Source organism: Sutterella wadsworthensis, from assembly GCF_003315195.1.
Taxonomy (GTDB): domain Bacteria; phylum Pseudomonadota; class Gammaproteobacteria; order Burkholderiales; family Burkholderiaceae_F; genus Sutterella; species Sutterella wadsworthensis.
Window position 1 is genome coordinate 13656 of sequence record NZ_QNRV01000004.1, and the last position, 16496, is coordinate 30151.

Consider the following 16496-nt stretch of genomic DNA (forward strand, 5'->3'; position numbering starts at 1 on the left):
TCCTTTTCGGCTGGCGGCAAGGCGCAGCATCAATCGTAGCCGAGGGTCTTGAGTGCCTTCACGTCGTCGGACCAGCCGCGGCGCACACGCACCCAAACTTCAAGATGCACCGGGCAGCCGAGCTGCTCCTCAATATCGGCACGGGCGAGACGCGAAATTTCACGCAGCTTGGCGCCCTTTTCACCGATCACGATTGGCTTATGGCTTTCGCGGTCGACGATGAGCGTAGCCACAATATCCGCGCGGCGCACGCCTTTGTCGTCCGTCTCTTCCTTCCACTTGTCAATCGTGACAGCCGTGCCGTAGGGCAGTTCGTCGCCGAGCAGCCGGAAGGCCTTTTCGCGGATCGTTTCCGCAGCCAGAAAGCGCGGCGACTTGTCCGTATAGAGGTCCGGATCAAAGTACGGAATGCTTTCGGGGAGAAGCTTTTCGATTTCGCGCAGCAGATCGTCGAGCTGACGGTGCTTTTCAGCCGACACCGGCACAATGGCGGCGAAGGGATAGCGGCGCATCGAATCAGCCATCAGCGGCAAAAGCGCGTTGCGGTCCTTCGAGAGATCGGTCTTGCTCACCGCCAGAATGACGTTGGACGCTTCCGTCGGGAGCAGCCGAAGCACTTCAAGATCGCCCGGCTTCCAGCCGTTTGACTCGATCACCATCACCACGGCATCGACCTCGGAAAGCGTCGAGCGCACGGAACGGTTCATGCGACGCGTCAGCTGATTCTTCACCTTGGTCTGAAAGCCCGGCGTATCCACAAAAATGAACTGCGCCTTATCGGTCGTCAGCACGCCGAGCACGCGGTTGCGGGTCGTCTGAGGTTTCTTTGACGTAATGGAAACCTTTTCACCCACAATGGCGTTGATGAGCGTCGATTTACCGACATTGGGGCGTCCCACCACGGCAACATACCCGCAGCGGAAGCCCTCGGGAACCTTGGCGGAGCTGAGCGCTCCGGCCTGCGCGAGCATGCGCTCGAAATCATCGTCGGGTTTGCCCGGCTCGATGTCGGCCTCAAGATCATCCGTCGGCATCTCAAGCGTTGTCGGGTCTTCCGTCTGAGGCGTATCGGCCTCAGGCGCTTTTTCAAAATTCTTCAAATCGTCAGTCATTTCAGCGCCTCCTTGGCAGCTGTCAGGGCCAATTCCGCCGCAGCCTGTTCGGCTTCACGACGGCTCGTGGCAGTGCCCCGCGTCACGATTTTGAGCCGCTCGATGCGGCATTCACACTCAAAGCGCCGCTCATGAGCTGCACCCGTGGCGGCGACGATCGCATATTCGGGTCGAGGCAGATGATCTCCCTGCAGGAGTTCCTGCAGGCGGGTCTTGGGATCCTTGCTCATCTGCTCCGGGGTCAGCCCCGTCAGGATCGGGTCGTAGAGTTTCAGGATAACGCGCTGCGCCGTATCAAAACCGGCTTCGCGAAAAACAGCGCCGAAAATCGCTTCCATGGCATCGGCAAGAATCGACGCACGATGTGCGCCGCCCGTCTTTACCTCACCTTCCCCCATGTAGAGGAAGCTTGAAACATCAATCTTCAGGGCAATTTCGTGGAGCGTCTTTTCACACACGAGATTGGCGCGCACACGTGAGAGCTCACCTTCGTTGAAGTGTTTGTCACGCAGAAAAAGCGCATAGCCGATAACGCAGTTAAGCACCGAGTCACCGAGAAACTCCAGACGTTCATTGTGCTCCTGCGCAAAGCTGCGGTGCGTAACCGCACGGCGCAAAAGCTTCTTATCCTGAAAGACGTAGCCGATGCGCTCCTCGAGCGCTTCAAGCGAAAGCATTTGTGATGGTCTCTTGTCTTTGTTTATTTCAATTGTGCCGCTCATCGTCACGCATTAGTAAATGCTGCCGATGCGGCCCATATCGCTGAAGTTCGCCCAGATGCAGACAGCCTTGCCGACCAAGTTTTCATCCGGCACAAAACCCCAGAAGCGGCTGTCTTCACTGTTGTCACGGTTGTCGCCCATGGCAAAGTACTTGCCTTCGGGCACCGTGCAGACGAACCCGCGGTCGTTGTAGCTGCAGGTGGATTCTTTTTTCATCACGGCCTGCATGGGCACCCAGCTCGGCCGGCGATGGTCAACCGCGATGGAGTGCTCCAGACCGGAGAGGTTTTCCGTACGCTCTTCGAGCGTCACCATCGTCGAATCGTCAACAAAGTCGCGCGGACGAGACTGGGCCTGTTCAACGCCGTTCACGTAGAGCACTTTGTCGCGGTATTCAACCCGGTCGCCCGGCGTTGCCACGACGCGCTTAATGAAGTCAACGGATTCGTCCATCGGATAGCGGAACACGATAATGTCGCCCTTTTGCGGAGCGCCCACCTCGAGCACCTTGGTGTTGAGCACCGGCAGACGAATGCCGTAGTCGTACTTATTGACCAAAATGAAGTCGCCGATATGCAGCGTCGGCAGCATCGATCCCGACGGAATGCGAAAGGGCTCGAAAAGGAAGCTGCGCAGCAAAAAGACGATCAGAATGACCGGGAAAAGTCCGGCGGTGTACTCGAGCCACCACGGCTGACGAAGCGCCGTCGCCTTCAGACGGCGCAGATCTTCGCCGACAGCAGCATCGCCGCGTCCGAGCGCCTCGCGGTTGGCAGCTTCAAAAGCTGACGCGGCTTCCTCGGCCTTCCGGCGGCGCTGCGGCAGAAATACCGTGCGCTCAAAAATCCAAAAAATGCCGGTGATGACCGTCAGAATAAAAAGAATAAGTGCGAAGTTCATGGCCTTAAATGGGTTCGTGCTTCCATGCCCGATTGCGTTCTTGTTTGTATATAGAAATAGTCAGACTTCGTCAGCATTGACACCGTCATTTCTTTCCATTGCTTACTACTTTTCGTCAACTTCCAAAATCGCGAGGAAGGCTTCCTGCGGAATTTCGACGCTGCCCACCTGCTTCATACGCTTTTTACCAGCCTTCTGCTTTTCGAGCAGCTTGCGCTTACGCGTGATGTCGCCGCCGTAGCACTTGGCCAAAACGTTCTTGCGCAGCGCCTTCACGTTCTCGCGGGCGATGATGTTCGCACCGATGGCCGCCTGAATGGAAACTTCGTACATCTGACGGGGAATCAGCGTGCGAAGCCGCTGCACGAGCTCTCGGCCGCGGAACACGGCGTTCGAACGATGCATGATCGCTGAGAGCGGATCCACCTTGTCGCCGTTGATGAGGATATCAACACGCACCACGTCGGCCGCACGATATTCCTTGAACTCATAGTCCATCGAAGCGTAGCCGCGGGTGAGAGACTTCATGCGGTCAAAAAAGTCCAGCACGATTTCCGCGAGCGGCAGGTCATAAGTGAGGTGCACCTGACGGCCGTGATAGGCGAGATTGGTCTGAACACCGCGCTTATCCTGACAGAGCTTCATGACGGCGCCGACATATTCATTCGGCACAAAAATCGTCACCGTATCGATCGGCTCACGAATCTCATCGATCTTGTCGACCGGTGGGAGCTTCGAGGGGTTTTCCACCTGCACGACTTCGCCGTCGGTCATCAGCACCTCATAAACGACGGACGGAGCCGTCGTGATGAGATCCATGTTGTACTCGCGCTCCAGCCGCTCCTGCACGATGTCCATGTGCAGGAGACCAAGGAAGCCCGCGCGGAAGCCGAAGCCGAGCGCCTGGGAGCTTTCGGGCTCAAAACGCAGCGCCGCATCGTTAAGCTGAAGCTTCGTGAGGGCGTCGCGCAGCGCGTCGTACTGATTTGATTCCACCGGAAAGAGGCCGGCAAACACCTGCGGCTTCACCGCCTTGAAACCCGGGAGCGGTTCCTCGGCCGGTTTCTGCGCAAGCGTTACGGTGTCGCCCACGCGAGCGTCCTTCAATTCCTTGATGCCCGCGATGATGAAACCCACCTCGCCTGCGGAAAGCGATTCGCGCATCTTGCTCTTCGGCGTAAAGACACCGATCTGCTCGACCAAATGCGTGGCATTGGTCGCCATCAGCGTGATCTTGTCCTTGGGACGCACCGTACCGTTGACGACGCGCACCAGCATCACTACGCCCACGTAGTTGTCAAACCATGAGTCGATAATGAGCGCCTGGAGCGGCGCCTGCGGATCACCCTTGGGCGGCGGCACATCGCGCACGACGCGCTCGAGAATGTCGTCAACGCCCATGCCGGTTTTGGCCGAACAAGGAATCGCATCGGTCGCATCAATACCGATCACGTCTTCGATTTCCTCTGCGGCTGCTGTCGGATCCGCGCTCGGCAGATCCATTTTGTTGAGCACAGGGATCACGGAGACACCGAGATCGATAGCGGTGTAGCAGTTAGCGACCGTCTGCGCCTCTACGCCCTGCGTAGCGTCAACCACGAGGAGCGCCCCTTCGCAGGCCGAGAGCGAACGACTCACTTCATAAGAAAAGTCGACATGCCCCGGGGTATCGATCAGGTTAAGCTCATAAATCTGACCGTCCTTCGCTTTGTAGCGCAGCGACGCCGTCTGCGCCTTGATGGTAATGCCGCGTTCGCGCTCAAGATCCATGCTGTCGAGGACCTGCTCGCTCATTTCGCGGTCGGAGAGGCCTCCGCAGCGCTGAATCAGGCGGTCGGCAAGCGTGGACTTACCATGGTCGATGTGGGCGATGATCGAAAAGTTTCGGATGTTCTGCATCGTCGATGTTGTAAATGCTTTGGGTCTTCAGGAAGCCCTTTAGAGCTCTGCCGGCAGCGGGCCCATTGATGAATCAATGGCCGGCGGTCTGAACGGCAGAGTGCTGAGAGATTCAAGATGAATTCATTGAAACGTCCGGGCAGCCGCTTGGGCGAAGCTGTCTGACGAAATGCGTTTTTTTAGCCGACACTTCGTCATCGCCTCCAGCCTGAGTCCGACTGTTCCGGGCGCGGATTGGGACTTCCGCGTGAACAGATCATTTTATCAAAGCTCGTCCGCAGCGCCGCAGCTCAGCCGGTGCTTCGGTTGCCCCAAAATCATAAAAAAGAAGCTTCCGGCCCAAAAGGTTCCCGGAAGCCTCCCAAATCACTTTGCTGGATCGAACACGATTCGAAATCAGCGGTTCCGTCTGGTTCAGTCCGCAAAGGCCTTGTAGATGACGGTTGAATTCGTGCCGCCGAAGCCAAACGAATTCTTCATCGCAGCGCGAATCTTCATCTGACGCGCCGTCTTGCCGACAATGTCAACGCCGGCACATTCCGGATCGAGGTTGTCGAGGTTGATGGTCGGAGGCGACACCTGATCACGGATGGCCATCACCGAGAAGACGCTTTCAATACCGCCGGCGCCGCCGAGCAGGTGGCCCGTCATCGACTTGGTCGAATTGACGGCCAGACGAGCAGCGTGATCGCCGAAAACTTCGCGAATAGCCTTCACCTCATTGGCGTCACCCACCGACGTGGACGTGCCGTGCGCATTCAGATAATCGATTTCGTCGGGATTCATGCCGGCGTGGCGCAGCGCCATACGCATGCAGCGCACCGGACCGTCGGTCGAAGGCGTCGTGATGTGATGCGCGTCGCCCGAAAGACCGTACCCGGCAATTTCTGCGTAGATCTTGGCGCCGCGTGCTTTGGCGTGGTCCAGATCTTCGAGTACGAGAACGCCTGCGCCCTCGCCCATCACAAAGCCGTCGCGGTCCTTGTCAAACGGCCGCGATGCGGCTTCCGGCGCGTCATTGCGGCGCGAGAGGGCATGCATGGCGTCAAACCCCCCGATGCCAAGCTTGCAGACTGTCGACTCCGTGCCGCCCGCGAGCATCACATCCGCGTCGCCGCGGGCGATGATATAGGCAGCTTCGCCGATAGCATGCAGCCCCGTCGAGCAGGCCGTAACGTGTGCAATGTTGGGGCCCTTGAGTCCCTTCATAATCGCGAGCTGACCCGAAGTCATATTGATGATGCATCCGGGAATCATGAAGGGTGAAATGCGGCGCGGACCGCGGGACACCATCGCGTCGTTATTGGCGCAGATAGAGGGCAGGCCGCCGATGCCGGCGCCGATTGCAACGCCAATCATCGGCGCATTCTCCTCGGTGACTTCCAGTCCCGAATCCTCGAGCGCCATCAGACCCGCGCCCACGCCGAAATGCACAAACTTGTCGAAACGGCGGACTTCCTTCACATCCAGGTATTTCCCGGCATCAAAGCCCTTCACTTCGCCCGCTATCTGACAGCCGAACTCCGAGGCGTCAAAGCCGGTGATGCGAGCGATGCCGCTCTTGCCTTCAAGCGCGGCAGCCCAGCTCGAAGCCAGATTGTTGCCGAGCGGGGAGATCAGGCCGAGACCAGTAACGACTACGCGGCGATTCATCATGTTGCAGTTTCCTTCAAAGTCAAAGGATTGAAGCCCCTAGTGAAAACCGATGCAAGCGCAGAGACGCCTCTGAGCATTGCCAATGCGGTGCAATAGGTGGTTCGAGATCGTTCAAACTTCCCCTTTGCCTTCTGTATTCAGGCATTTCAGGGAATTTACAACTATTCGGATTAGCAGAAAAACGGGGTTTTGCCCATTCATTACGTGAAACGGGATCCGTTGCCGGATCCCGTTTTCATTGCCCTGCCTCGCCGTATGGAGCCCAATCGAGCAGCTTCAGACGGTGATCAGCGGCAGCTTGCTTCGAGACGCTGCCCGAACGTGCGAATTACTTCGCGACGGCGGCCTTGACGAAGTCGATGGCCTGCTGAACCGTACGGAGATTTTCCTGTTCGGTGTCGGGGATTTCGATGTCGAAAGCATCTTCGAGCGCGAGCGACATTTCAACCGTCGTCAGGCTGTCGGCACCGAGATCTTCAATAAAGGAGGATTCGTTCTTGATGTCCTCTTCCTTGATGCCAAGCTGTTCAGCAATGATCTTCTTGACCTTCTGTTCAATATCGTCCATTTGATTGTCTCTCCGGGTGGGGTTGAGCGTTCAGATGAACCCCGCGCTTGATGGAGCATACAGGGTCGTTAAAAAAGAATTTAGCTTTTAATTTTACCAAAACCAATCGGTTGTCGCCGCTGCAGATCAACCCATGTACATGCCGCCGTTCACATGAAGCACAATGCCCGTCACGTAAGCGCCCGCGGGCGATGCGAGGTAAAGGCAGGCGTTGGCCACATCATCCGTTTGGCCGAGACGACCGAGCGCGGTCTGACCGATCAGCGCCGTCTTGTGCTCTTCGGGAAGATCCTTTGTCATGTCGGTGTCGATGAAGCCCGGTGCGATGCAGTTGACAGTGATGCCCCGAGAACCGATTTCCCGCGCGAGCGACATCGTCATGCCGACCAAACCGGCCTTGGCGGCCGCATAGTTCACCTGACCGGCATTGCCCATCGCCCCCACAACCGAGGACATGGAAATAATGCGGCCCGAGCGCTGCTTCATCATCGGACGAACACAGGCGCGCGCCAGGCGGAAGGCTGCGGTCAGATCGGTTTCAATCACCGTCTCCCATTGCTCGTCCTTCATGCGCATGACGAGACCGTCCTTGGTAATGCCGGCATTATTGATGAGCACATCAATGCGGCCGTATTCGGCCACGATGTCGTCGACGGCCTTCTTCGAAGCTTCAGCATCACAGACATTGAGCACAATGCCGCGGCCGCGGCCTTCAAAGGCTTTGCCGGCCTCGTCGAGCGCAGCCGCGCCCGCTTCCGAAGTGGCCGTGCCGATAACCACGGCACCCGCCTGAAGAAAAGCTTCAAAGACCGCACGGCCAATACCGCGGCTCGCACCGGTAACAAGACAAATCTGCCCGGCGAGCGCGTCCGCCGCAAAGATCATTTTTTCCATGTCGTTGGTTCTCAATCAAAGGTGAAAATTCAATGAATACTTCAAGCTGCGAGCGCCTCGAGAGTCGCCTCGAGCGTCGCTTCGCTGCTGATGCCGTGGAGTCTGATCTCCGGCGCAATGCGCTTGACGAGCCCCGTCAGCACTTTGCCCGGCCCGCATTCCACGATGTCTGTGACGCCGGAGGCTTCCATGGCCTTCACAATCTTGGTCCACTGCACCGCCGACGATACCTGCTGCGCGAGGAGCGCACGGATTTCGTCCGGGGTAGTGTGAAGCTGCGCCGTAACGTTGGCATACACCGGCACAGACGGAGCGCTGACTTTAACTTCGGCCAAATGTTTGGCAAGGCGTTCACCTGCCGGCGCCAAAAGGCTCGAATGAAAGGGCCCCGAAACGGCCAGCGGAATGGCTCTCCGGCAGCCGCGGGCCTTAAGAAGCTCTACCGCTTTGGCAAGGCCGTCGCTGCGCCCGGCAATCACCACCTGCCCAGGCGAATTGAAATTCACCGGCTCCACGGGCCCCACGGCAGAGGCTTCGCGGCAGGCTTCAATAACGGCTTCGTCATCGAGGCCAATGACGGCTGCCATGCCGCCCACACCGACCGGCACCGCTTCCTGCATGGCCTGCGCACGGAAACGCACAAGCTTCACGGCATCCTCAAAGGCAAATGTTCCCGCTGACGTGAGCGCGGAATATTCCCCTAAAGAATGACCGGCCATCACATCCGGACGGCGGCCGCCGGCAGCGATCCAAGCTTCATAAAACGCTGCAGAGGCCGCGAGCAGTGCGGGCTGCGTGTTCACCGTCAGGCTGAGCACTTCCGCCGGACCTTCTGCGATGAGTTTGACAAGATCTTCTCCAAGAGCAGCATTGGCGCGAGCCATATAGTCCGCAACGACAGCATTGTCGGCAAAGCCCGAAAGCATGCCGACAGACTGGCTGCCCTGGCCGGGGAATACGAATGCAATGCGCATGAGTTTTTTCCTTTGGTTCCGTAATTGGTGTTCGAGACGATTCGCTTCCAAAGCCGCTCGGCCTTATTCGCTGCGCCAGCGCACAATCGCCGATCCCCAGGCCATGCCGGCACCGACAGCCTGCAGCAGCACCAGGCTGCCGTCTGAAATCTTTCCGCTTCGCACGGCTTCATCAAGCGCAAGCGGCACGGAAGCCGCTGACGTGTTGCCCTGTTCCGACACGGTCTTGATCATCCGTTCGTCGGGAATGCCGAGCTTCTTGGCCACCATTGTCATAATGCGCAGATTGGCCTGATGGGGAATGTAGACGTCCACATCCTGCGGATCCACGCCCGCCAAGACGGCAACTTCCTGCGCGGACGACGTCAATCCGTCAACGGCAAGCTTAAAGACCTGACGGCCGTCCATATTGATGTAGGGACGCCCGCAAAGTTCACCGTGATCAATCCGTGCCGTGAGACCGAGCACATTTTCATCGTAGGATCCGTCGGCATACATCCGAGCGGCCAGAATACCGGGCTTTGCCGAGGCCTCCAGCACCACTGCCCCTGCGCCGTCGCCAAAAAGTACGCACGTTGCGCGGTCCTTCATGTCGATAACGCGCGACATCGTTTCCGCCCCGATGACCAGCGCACGCTGATAGGGACCTGCACGGAGCATGGCATCGGCAGCATTAAGCGCATAAATAAAGCCCGCGCACACGGCCTGTACGTCGAACGCCGCGCACCCCGCCGCGCCGATCAAACGCTGCACGGCCGCTGCCGTCGACGGAAATACCTGATCAGGCGTCGTCGTCGCCACAATGATCAGATCAATCGTCTTGGGATCAACGCCGCCCCCTTCAAGCGCCTTCTGTGCGGCTGCGGCAGCCAGCGTGGTAGTCGTTTCCGTCGTTCCATTGACGAAGCGTCGAGCTTCAATGCCGGTACGCGTACGAATCCATTCATCAGAAGTTTCAATGCCGTCGGCAGCGAGCCGTCGGGCAAGGTCCTCATTGGTGATGCGGGCCGCAGGAAGCGCGGACCCTGTGGAAATGATGCGGGAGTATTTGGCTGACATGAGCCGTCCTTATAGACAAGTCGCGTGAACGTTGGATCTTACCGATTTAAAGCCTGCGTTTGAAGTCCGTTTTTTCAACCACACGGCGTAACTCATTTGCGCCATACGGCTGCGGAACATCAGCCATGACTTTAACCGGATTCGGCAGACATGAAAAAGGGGACCCACTTCTGGATCCCCTTCTTTTCGAATCGCCCCGGCCGCTTCCTTCAGAAGCTCTTGGCCTTCGAGACTCCCTGACGTTAAACTGAAACCTTTTGCAAAGAGCACTTTCACCGTGGGGTGCGCGCGGCATCTCGCGCGAGGTTCATTAACGCTGCAGAAGCGTACCGGTTTGTTCGGTGCGGACTTATTCGTCCTGCTTCGTCGCGATGACCTTCTTGCCGCGATAGAAGCCCGTCGGGCTGATGTGATGACGGCGATGGACTTCGCCGGTCGTCGCTTCGACAGCCGTCGGAGGATTCTTCAAAAAGTCATGAGCACGACGATTGCCGCGACGGGCGACCGATTTCTTATTCTGCTGAACAGCCATGGCAAACCCCACGTAGGTATAAGCGAGTGTCGAACTAAATTACTTCCGTGACCAGGCACTCGTTCCAGAACACGGAATTCCATGATTGCGCCGCCGTCTAAATTGACAGGACGGCAAGCGGCGGATTGTACCAAATCCCCTGAAGAACCTCATGCAAAAAGCATCTTTTTTTAGGTTCGAAGAATTCAGTCCAATAAAAAAGGAGGGCAACTGCCCTCCTTCCCGGAAATCTGGAGCGGGAGACGAGTCTCGAACTCGCGACCTCAACCTTGGCAAGGTTGCGCTCTACCAACTGAGCTACTCCCGCACGCTCCGCTTGGTGTTCCCTTAACTGCAGTTCGAACAGAATTCGATGGAGCGGGAGACGAGTCTCGAACTCGCGACCTCAACCTTGGCAAGGTTGCGCTCTACCAACTGAGCTACTCCCGCATCGCCTGCGTGGGGAAGGGTTCCAAAGGGATCTTTGGAGCGGGAGACGAGTCTCGAACTCGCGACCTCAACCTTGGCAAGGTTGCGCTCTACCAACTGAGCTACTCCCGCATTTCCAGCGAAGAATGCGAATTATACGAAGCTACGGGATTTTGTCAAGCAAACGACGGTATTCACGTACTGTTGAGTGAGTTCCCGATACGGAGGACCGCATCAGACTTTAAATGCCCGCTTTCTTCTGGACTTTACTGCCCAAAACGCAGAACGCCGCCCTCACTATGAAGGAGGCGCTTTCCCCTTGAACGGTTCCTCAGAAGTTCGCCAGGTCGTTAAGCGCTTCACTCATGCTCGGGTGCGTGAAGATGAAGTCGCGCAGGAACGTGTACTTTTGTCCCGTCTTCATGGCCACTGCTACGGTGTTGATGACTTCCCCGGCCTCCGGCCCAAAAAGCGTGCAGCCCAAAATCTCCTGGGTGTCAGCATCCACCACGATCTTAAAGAGCCCTTCGGCCTGATTGAGCGTTCTGGCACGCGGAATTGCCGCTACGGGCAAGGTGTTGACCTTAATGTGCCGCCCTAGAGACTGCGCCTCTTCGGCCGTAAGCCCGATGTGCGCGAGCGGCGGGTCAATAAAGACCGTTGAGCTCACGGGGTCGCGGTCGGAAATCCTGCGGTCTCCGGTCCCATAAAGACTGCTGCACACAATGCGGAAGTCATCTAAGGAGATATAGGTGAAAAGCGGCCCGCCCTTGACGTCGCCCAAGGCGTAGACCTGCGGGTTGGTGGTGCGCAGGTGTTCGTCGACCATGATGGCTCCGCGCGCATTGACTTCAACGCCCGCTTTTTCAAGTGCCAACGCTTCAGTGTTCGGACGGCGGCCAGCCGCCAAAAGCACCGCGTCCCCTTCCAGCCGAACTTCTTTTTGGGCGGCACGGTCTTCATAGACCACGGTGCCGCCGTCAATCTGGGTCACATTCACATGCGTCTTAAACTGCACGCCTTTCTTTTCCAAAATGCCCTGCACGGCTGCGGCAATATCCCGGTCTTCGCGCGGCAATACTTGGGGCCCTTTTTCGAGCACCGTGACCTGCGTACCAAAAGAGGCAAACATTGAAGCGAATTCGAGCCCAATGTAGCCTCCGCCGACGATAGTGAGACGCTGCGGCAGTTCCTTGAGGTCTAAAAGCGTCGTACTCGTAAAGACGCGAGGATTACCTGTAACGCCGGGGAGATCCGGGATGACCGTTTCCGAACCCGTATTGATAAAGATCTTGGGCGCCTCCAAGGTGACCGCCAAATCCTTGCCGCGTACCTCGACCGCATTTTTCCCTGCAAACGAACCCACGCCCAGGAAGATAGTCACATTGGGATCGTCGGCAAGCTTTTCATAGTTCTTTTCGCGCAGAAAGCTTACAACGGCGTCTTTTTGCTCCATCGCCGCACGGAAGTATTCCTGCTTTTCCTTCCAGGAACCATCACGGCGCGCAAGGTGTGCCGAATGCACGAGCGTCTTTGTTGGGATACAGCCGATATTGATGCAGGTGCCGCCATACATCTTCTCGGAGCGCTCGATCAGGGCGACCTTTTCGCCTTTCTTTGCCAAGAATCCCGCTAAGGTCTTTCCGGCCTTGCCAAAACCAATAATGATGGCGTCAAATTTCATGGTGTTCTCTGTCTTTGCCCGCGGGCGTTGGTTCGATGGAATCCATCGTAGGAGAAACTACTGTTGGACACTGATGATTATCAAGCGTGCGGACGGAGCCTCCTCTGCCCAGATTGTTACTGTCTTTGTTAGCCGAGCCCTAGTGGATATCCTGACGCTCCCGAACCATTTCACTGATATCGCTCTGATCATCACCCCTCCTCTTGCCTTTGGACTACGGCACAGCACGGTGCGCCACGAAATGCAATGGGATGGAATACACCGGCGCATTTCAGATTCGAGAGGGACTTTAGTTTCAATTTCGGCTTAACCCAGCCTTTAACGTCACGCCCGATCGGGCGCAAAGTCGCCCCGCTTATTCATTCCTAATGAGATCCCAAAGAAAATCCGAAATCTCTTGCCCCTGCTGGGCTGCAGTTACCTCCGCGAGTATGCCGGGACCGAATGCACCACAGAGAATTTTGGAGAAATCATTAAAAAAATCCCGAACCGCTAAGATCGGCTCGGGATTTTGGTTTGGTCCCAGAAACGGGAATCGAACCCGTACGCCCGTTTAGGGGCGGCGGATTTTAAGTCCGCTACGTCTACCAGTTCCGTCATTCTGGGACCACATACGAAAAAAGGGAAACTGCTCAGTGTTTCCCTTCTTTTGTATCTGGAGCGGGAGACGAGTCTCGAACTCGCGACCTCAACCTTGGCAAGGTTGCGCTCTACCAACTGAGCTACTCCCGCGTGAATTCTTTTGGAGGCGCGAGGCGGAATCGAACCGCCGTAAACGGATTTGCAATCCGGTGCATGGCCACTTTGCTATCGCGCCGTCAGTGGAGCGGGAGACGAGTCTCGAACTCGCGACCTCAACCTTGGCAAGGTTGCGCTCTACCAACTGAGCTACTCCCGCACTGAGAAAATTAATTTTAATGAAAACCCAAAATAAGTCAAGACAGCCCATCAGAGCGGCTCTACATATAAATGGGAGCGGGTTATCACCTATCTTTAGACTGCTGAGCAAAAAATCGGGACTCTCCGAAGAGAATCCCGATTTCGCACAAACTATCTATTCAGGCAAAGCTGATTAGAAGATGCTGATCGCGAGGAAGCCCAGAGCAACCGAGAAGACGATCGCGAGGACACCCGGGATGAAGAAGGCGTGGTTGAACACCCACTTGCCGATGCGGGTCGTGCCGGTGTCGTCCATCTGGACCGCGCCCAGAAGGGTCGGATAGGTCGGCAGAACGAACAGAGCAGACACAGCAGCGAACGAAGCGACGAGCATGCCGGAATCGCCAGGGTTGGCGGCGGTGATGCCGAGCGCCGCAACGATGGCCGGGGTGATGGCCTTAGCGGTAGCTGCCTGCGAGTACAGGAGCATGGCAGCGAAGAAGAACACGACAGCAAGCAGAGCCGGATAGGCAACAACGGTGTCAGCAGCGAACGTCTTGATTTCAGCCGTGTGGCCGGACACAAACGTGTCGCCGAGCCAGGCAACGCCGAGCACGCAGACGCAGGCAACCATACCGGACTTGAAGACCGAGCTTTCAGAGGCGATATCAGAGATGTCAACCTTGCAGCAAATCGTGATGAGCGTTGCAACGAGGAGCATCAGGGACATGATGGCGGCGTCACGAGGAACAATGACGGGACTGATCAGACCGATGGCCGGCGAAATAGCGGACGCATAGAGCACCACAAAGAGCACGCCGATCAGGAAGATGCCGACGGAGCGCTTGGCAAAAGGCTTGAGTTCCGTCTGAGCGGCACCCTGACCAATCTTGACGAGACCCTTGGCAAGACGTTCCTTGTAGACCGGATCGCTGTCCAGATCCATGTTCTGGATCTTCGTCATGACGAAGGCCGTCAGCATGCAGCCGGCAAACGTGGTAACGAGCCAAATGCCGATCAGAGCCGGGTAGGACCAGCCGAACGGTTCAAGCACGCCGGACATGTAAATCACGGCTGCGGAAACCGGAGAAGCGGTAATGGCGATCTGCGAAGCCACGACGGCGATCGAGAGCGGGCAGCAGGGACGAATCTTCTGTTCCTTAGCAACTTCAACGATAACTGGAATCATCGAGAAGGCCGTATGACCCGTACCGGCGAAAATCGTCAGCACATAGGTCACGACAGGAGCGAGGTAGTTAATGTACTTCGGGTTGCTGCGCAGGATGCGTTCAGCAATCTGAACAAGATAGTCCAGACCGCCGGCGAGCTGCATCGCCGAAATAGCTGCGATCACCGATGCGATGATCAGAATCACGTCCCAAGGAATGTTGCCCGGCTTCATACCGAGAATCAGACCAAGTACGAGAACGCCGGCGCCGCCGGCATAGCCGATGCCGATGCCGCCCAAGCGAACACCGAGGAAGATCGCGCCCAAAAGGACGATGATCTGGAGAATGAGCATGATATCCATAATGCCTCCAGGCATGGATGAGAAACCCCGTCTGCCGCTGCTTCATTATTTGGCTCTATTGGCCGCTGCAGCTTGCATCAGAGGATGCGGAGACTGTCTGTCCTCGATCCCTTTACGGATATCTGAGTACCTGAGAATCCCGCTTTGGTGGTATTTGAACCTGCGGCCGTTCCGCTAGGAGCGACCGCAGTGTTCTATTTCCGGATCTTGCGTCCGGACGTCACCCGATTACTGTTCGAACTTCGGGTTGATCAGGTTGTCGTGCGTGAAGACCTTGTCCCACTGTTCCTGCGTGAGCATCTTCTTTTCGTCGACGATGAGTTCATGCAGGGACTTGCCGGTGAGGAAGCCTTCGCGAGCGATGTTCGCGCAGGGCTTGTAGCCGAAGTGGGGCTTGAGAACCGTGATGATGCCGAGCGAGCCCATCACGAGGTCTTCGCAGTGCTTGGCGTTGACAACGATGCCGTCAATGCACTTTTCACGCAGAGCGTTGCAGGAGTTCGTCAGAACCTTCATCTGCATATACAGAGCGAAGGAGATGACCGGTTCCATCACGTTCAGTTCAAGCTGGCCGGCGGAGGCGGCAAGCATGACGGAGGTGTCGAGACCGATGGCGAGGAACGCAGCCTGATTCGTCACTTCCGGGATAACCGGATTGACCTTGCCCGGCATGATCGAGCTGCCCGGCTGGAGCTGGGGCAGAACGATTTCGCCAAGGCCGGTACGCGGGCCGGAGGCCAGGAGACGCAGGTCATTGCAGACCTTCGTGAGCTTGACGGCGAGGCTCTTGCAGGCCGACGAGAGGGCGACATAGGCGCCGCAGTCGGACGTGGCGGCGATCAGGTCATCGCTGTTGACAAACGGGATGCCCGTCAGTTCAGCGAGGCGCTTGACAGCCTTGGCCGGGTATTCCGGATGGCAGGTAACCGTCGTGCCGATGGCGGTGGCGCCGAGGTTCACGACCTTGAGGTGTTCCTGAGCTTCACGGATCGTCTTGATTTCGTCGCCGATCGTGGTGCCCCAGCCGTGGAATTCCTGAGCGAAGGACATCGGAACGGCGTCCTGCAGGTGGGTACGGCCCATCTTGAGGACATCCTTCGTCTTTTCTGCCTGCTTGTAGAAGCTGGCGACGAGGTCCTCAACGGCCTTCACGAGGACGTTGGAGCGAAGGATCAGCGAGAGGTGAAGAGCCGTCGGATACGTGTCGTTTGTCGACTGGCCGAAGTTGGCGTGGTCGTTCGGGGAGACCTTCTTGTCACCCTTTGCGAGACCAAGGTGTTCGCAAGCGAGGTTGCAGATAACTTCGTTGCAGTTCATGTTCGTGGACGTGCCGGCACCACCCTGGAGCCAGTCAGTGACGAACTGATCGTTGTACTTGCCGGCGATGAGCTGGTCGCAAGCCCACACGAGCGCATCGGCAACATCAGCCGGGATCGTGCCGAGTTCCTTGTTCGTGAGCGCAGCGGCCTTCTTCACATAAGCGAAGGCGATGGCAAAGAACGGTTCCTGCGACATCGGCATTTCCGTGATGTGGAAATTCTGCTTGCCGCGCATCGTCTGGACGCCGTAGTAGACGTCATCAGGGATCTCGAGGGAACCAAGGAAGTCGTTTTCAATACGGGACATGTATATGCTCCTCAATATGTCCTAAGCGAGATTTCTGCGTTTGGGTCCGCTT

13 protein-coding genes and 7 tRNA genes are annotated in these 16496 nt (G+C 57.2%); all 20 read right to left on the reverse strand.

Annotated features, from left to right (window positions below):
• Nucleotides 1–29: 29 nt before the first annotated feature.
• The 20 genes from era to DES29_RS03115 all read right to left on the reverse strand — a co-directional run bounded on the left by era (nt 30) and on the right by DES29_RS03115 (nt 16444).
• Nucleotides 30–1112 (reverse strand): GTPase Era, encoded by a 1083-nt coding sequence (gene era / locus DES29_RS03015; protein WP_016474967.1) that lies wholly within the window; start codon nt 1110–1112, stop codon nt 30–32.
• Nucleotides 1109–1789 carry a ribonuclease III gene (gene rnc / locus DES29_RS03020; RefSeq protein ID WP_005430422.1) on the reverse strand — a complete coding sequence of 227 codons (681 nt, stop codon included), beginning with the start codon at nt 1787–1789 and terminating at the stop codon, nt 1109–1111. The genes era and rnc overlap by 4 nt, the downstream gene beginning before the upstream one ends.
• Nucleotides 1790–1843: 54 nt before the next feature.
• A complete protein-coding gene (gene lepB / locus DES29_RS03025; protein ID WP_005430424.1) occupies nt 1844–2734 on the reverse strand; it encodes a signal peptidase I in 891 nt (296 codons plus the stop codon).
• Nucleotides 2735–2839: 105 nt separating this feature from the next.
• Nucleotides 2840–4633, reverse strand: coding sequence for a translation elongation factor 4 (lepA, locus tag DES29_RS03030; RefSeq protein ID WP_005430426.1), 1794 nt, complete (start codon nt 4631–4633; stop codon nt 2840–2842).
• Between the two features lie 414 nt (nt 4634–5047).
• Nucleotides 5048–6289 (reverse strand): beta-ketoacyl-ACP synthase II, encoded by a 1242-nt coding sequence (gene fabF, locus DES29_RS03035; RefSeq protein WP_113854425.1) that lies wholly within the window; start codon nt 6287–6289, stop codon nt 5048–5050.
• A 328-nt stretch (nt 6290–6617) separates the two neighbouring features.
• Nucleotides 6618–6857, reverse strand: coding sequence for an acyl carrier protein (acpP, locus tag DES29_RS03040; protein ID WP_005430442.1), 240 nt, complete (start codon nt 6855–6857; stop codon nt 6618–6620).
• Nucleotides 6858–6983: 126 nt separating this feature from the next.
• The gene (gene fabG, locus DES29_RS03045) at nt 6984–7751 is read right to left on the reverse strand and encodes a 3-oxoacyl-ACP reductase FabG (protein ID WP_005430444.1); all 768 of its coding nucleotides are present in this window, start codon (nt 7749–7751) and stop codon (nt 6984–6986) included.
• Nucleotides 7752–7792: 41 nt separating this feature from the next.
• The gene (gene fabD / locus DES29_RS03050; protein ID WP_005430445.1) at nt 7793–8725 is read right to left on the reverse strand and encodes an ACP S-malonyltransferase; all 933 of its coding nucleotides are present in this window, start codon (nt 8723–8725) and stop codon (nt 7793–7795) included.
• A 63-nt stretch (nt 8726–8788) separates the two neighbouring features.
• A complete protein-coding gene (locus tag DES29_RS03055) occupies nt 8789–9784 on the reverse strand; it encodes a beta-ketoacyl-ACP synthase III (RefSeq protein WP_005430447.1) in 996 nt (331 codons plus the stop codon).
• A 349-nt stretch (nt 9785–10133) separates the two neighbouring features.
• Nucleotides 10134–10316 (reverse strand): 50S ribosomal protein L32, encoded by a 183-nt coding sequence (rpmF, locus tag DES29_RS03060; protein WP_005430449.1) that lies wholly within the window; start codon nt 10314–10316, stop codon nt 10134–10136.
• Nucleotides 10317–10547: 231 nt separating this feature from the next.
• Nucleotides 10548–10623, reverse strand: a tRNA-Gly gene (locus DES29_RS03065).
• Between the two features lie 46 nt (nt 10624–10669).
• A tRNA-Gly gene (locus DES29_RS03070) sits at nt 10670–10745 on the reverse strand.
• 35 nt (nt 10746–10780) lie between these two features.
• Nucleotides 10781–10856: transfer RNA gene (locus DES29_RS03075), tRNA-Gly, on the reverse strand.
• A gap of 199 nt (nt 10857–11055) precedes the next feature.
• Entirely contained in the window at nt 11056–12408 is a 1353-nt protein-coding gene (locus DES29_RS03080) for an FAD-dependent oxidoreductase (RefSeq protein ID WP_021996016.1), read from the reverse strand.
• A 517-nt stretch (nt 12409–12925) separates the two neighbouring features.
• Nucleotides 12926–13014, reverse strand: a tRNA-Leu gene (locus tag DES29_RS03090).
• A 50-nt stretch (nt 13015–13064) separates the two neighbouring features.
• Nucleotides 13065–13140, reverse strand: a tRNA-Gly gene (locus tag DES29_RS03095).
• 11 nt (nt 13141–13151) lie between these two features.
• Nucleotides 13152–13225, reverse strand: a tRNA-Cys gene (locus DES29_RS03100).
• Nucleotides 13226–13230: 5 nt separating this feature from the next.
• Nucleotides 13231–13306, reverse strand: a tRNA-Gly gene (locus tag DES29_RS03105).
• 174 nt (nt 13307–13480) lie between these two features.
• A complete protein-coding gene (locus DES29_RS03110) occupies nt 13481–14818 on the reverse strand; it encodes an anaerobic C4-dicarboxylate transporter (RefSeq protein ID WP_005430454.1) in 1338 nt (445 codons plus the stop codon).
• 228 nt (nt 14819–15046) lie between these two features.
• Entirely contained in the window at nt 15047–16444 is a 1398-nt protein-coding gene (locus tag DES29_RS03115; protein WP_005430455.1) for an aspartate ammonia-lyase, read from the reverse strand.
• Nucleotides 16445–16496: the final 52 nt, after the last annotated feature.

Coding starts and splice junctions, on each gene's coding strand:
- era (WP_016474967.1), bottom strand. CDS start 1,112: ATGACTGACGATTTGAAGAATTTTGAAAAAGCGCCTGAGGCCGATACG.
- rnc (WP_005430422.1), bottom strand. CDS start 1,789: ATGCTTTCGCTTGAAGCGCTCGAGGAGCGCATCGGCTACGTCTTTCAG.
- lepB (WP_005430424.1), bottom strand. CDS start 2,734: ATGAACTTCGCACTTATTCTTTTTATTCTGACGGTCATCACCGGCATT.
- lepA (WP_005430426.1), bottom strand. CDS start 4,633: ATGCAGAACATCCGAAACTTTTCGATCATCGCCCACATCGACCATGGT.
- fabF (WP_113854425.1), bottom strand. CDS start 6,289: ATGATGAATCGCCGCGTAGTCGTTACTGGTCTCGGCCTGATCTCCCCG.
- acpP (WP_005430442.1), bottom strand. CDS start 6,857: ATGGACGATATTGAACAGAAGGTCAAGAAGATCATTGCTGAACAGCTT.
- fabG (WP_005430444.1), bottom strand. CDS start 7,751: ATGGAAAAAATGATCTTTGCGGCGGACGCGCTCGCCGGGCAGATTTGT.
- fabD (WP_005430445.1), bottom strand. CDS start 8,725: ATGCGCATTGCATTCGTATTCCCCGGCCAGGGCAGCCAGTCTGTCGGC.
- DES29_RS03055 (WP_005430447.1), bottom strand. CDS start 9,784: ATGTCAGCCAAATACTCCCGCATCATTTCCACAGGGTCCGCGCTTCCT.
- rpmF (WP_005430449.1), bottom strand. CDS start 10,316: ATGGCTGTTCAGCAGAATAAGAAATCGGTCGCCCGTCGCGGCAATCGT.
- DES29_RS03080 (WP_021996016.1), bottom strand. CDS start 12,408: ATGAAATTTGACGCCATCATTATTGGTTTTGGCAAGGCCGGAAAGACC.
- DES29_RS03110 (WP_005430454.1), bottom strand. CDS start 14,818: ATGGATATCATGCTCATTCTCCAGATCATCGTCCTTTTGGGCGCGATC.
- DES29_RS03115 (WP_005430455.1), bottom strand. CDS start 16,444: ATGTCCCGTATTGAAAACGACTTCCTTGGTTCCCTCGAGATCCCTGAT.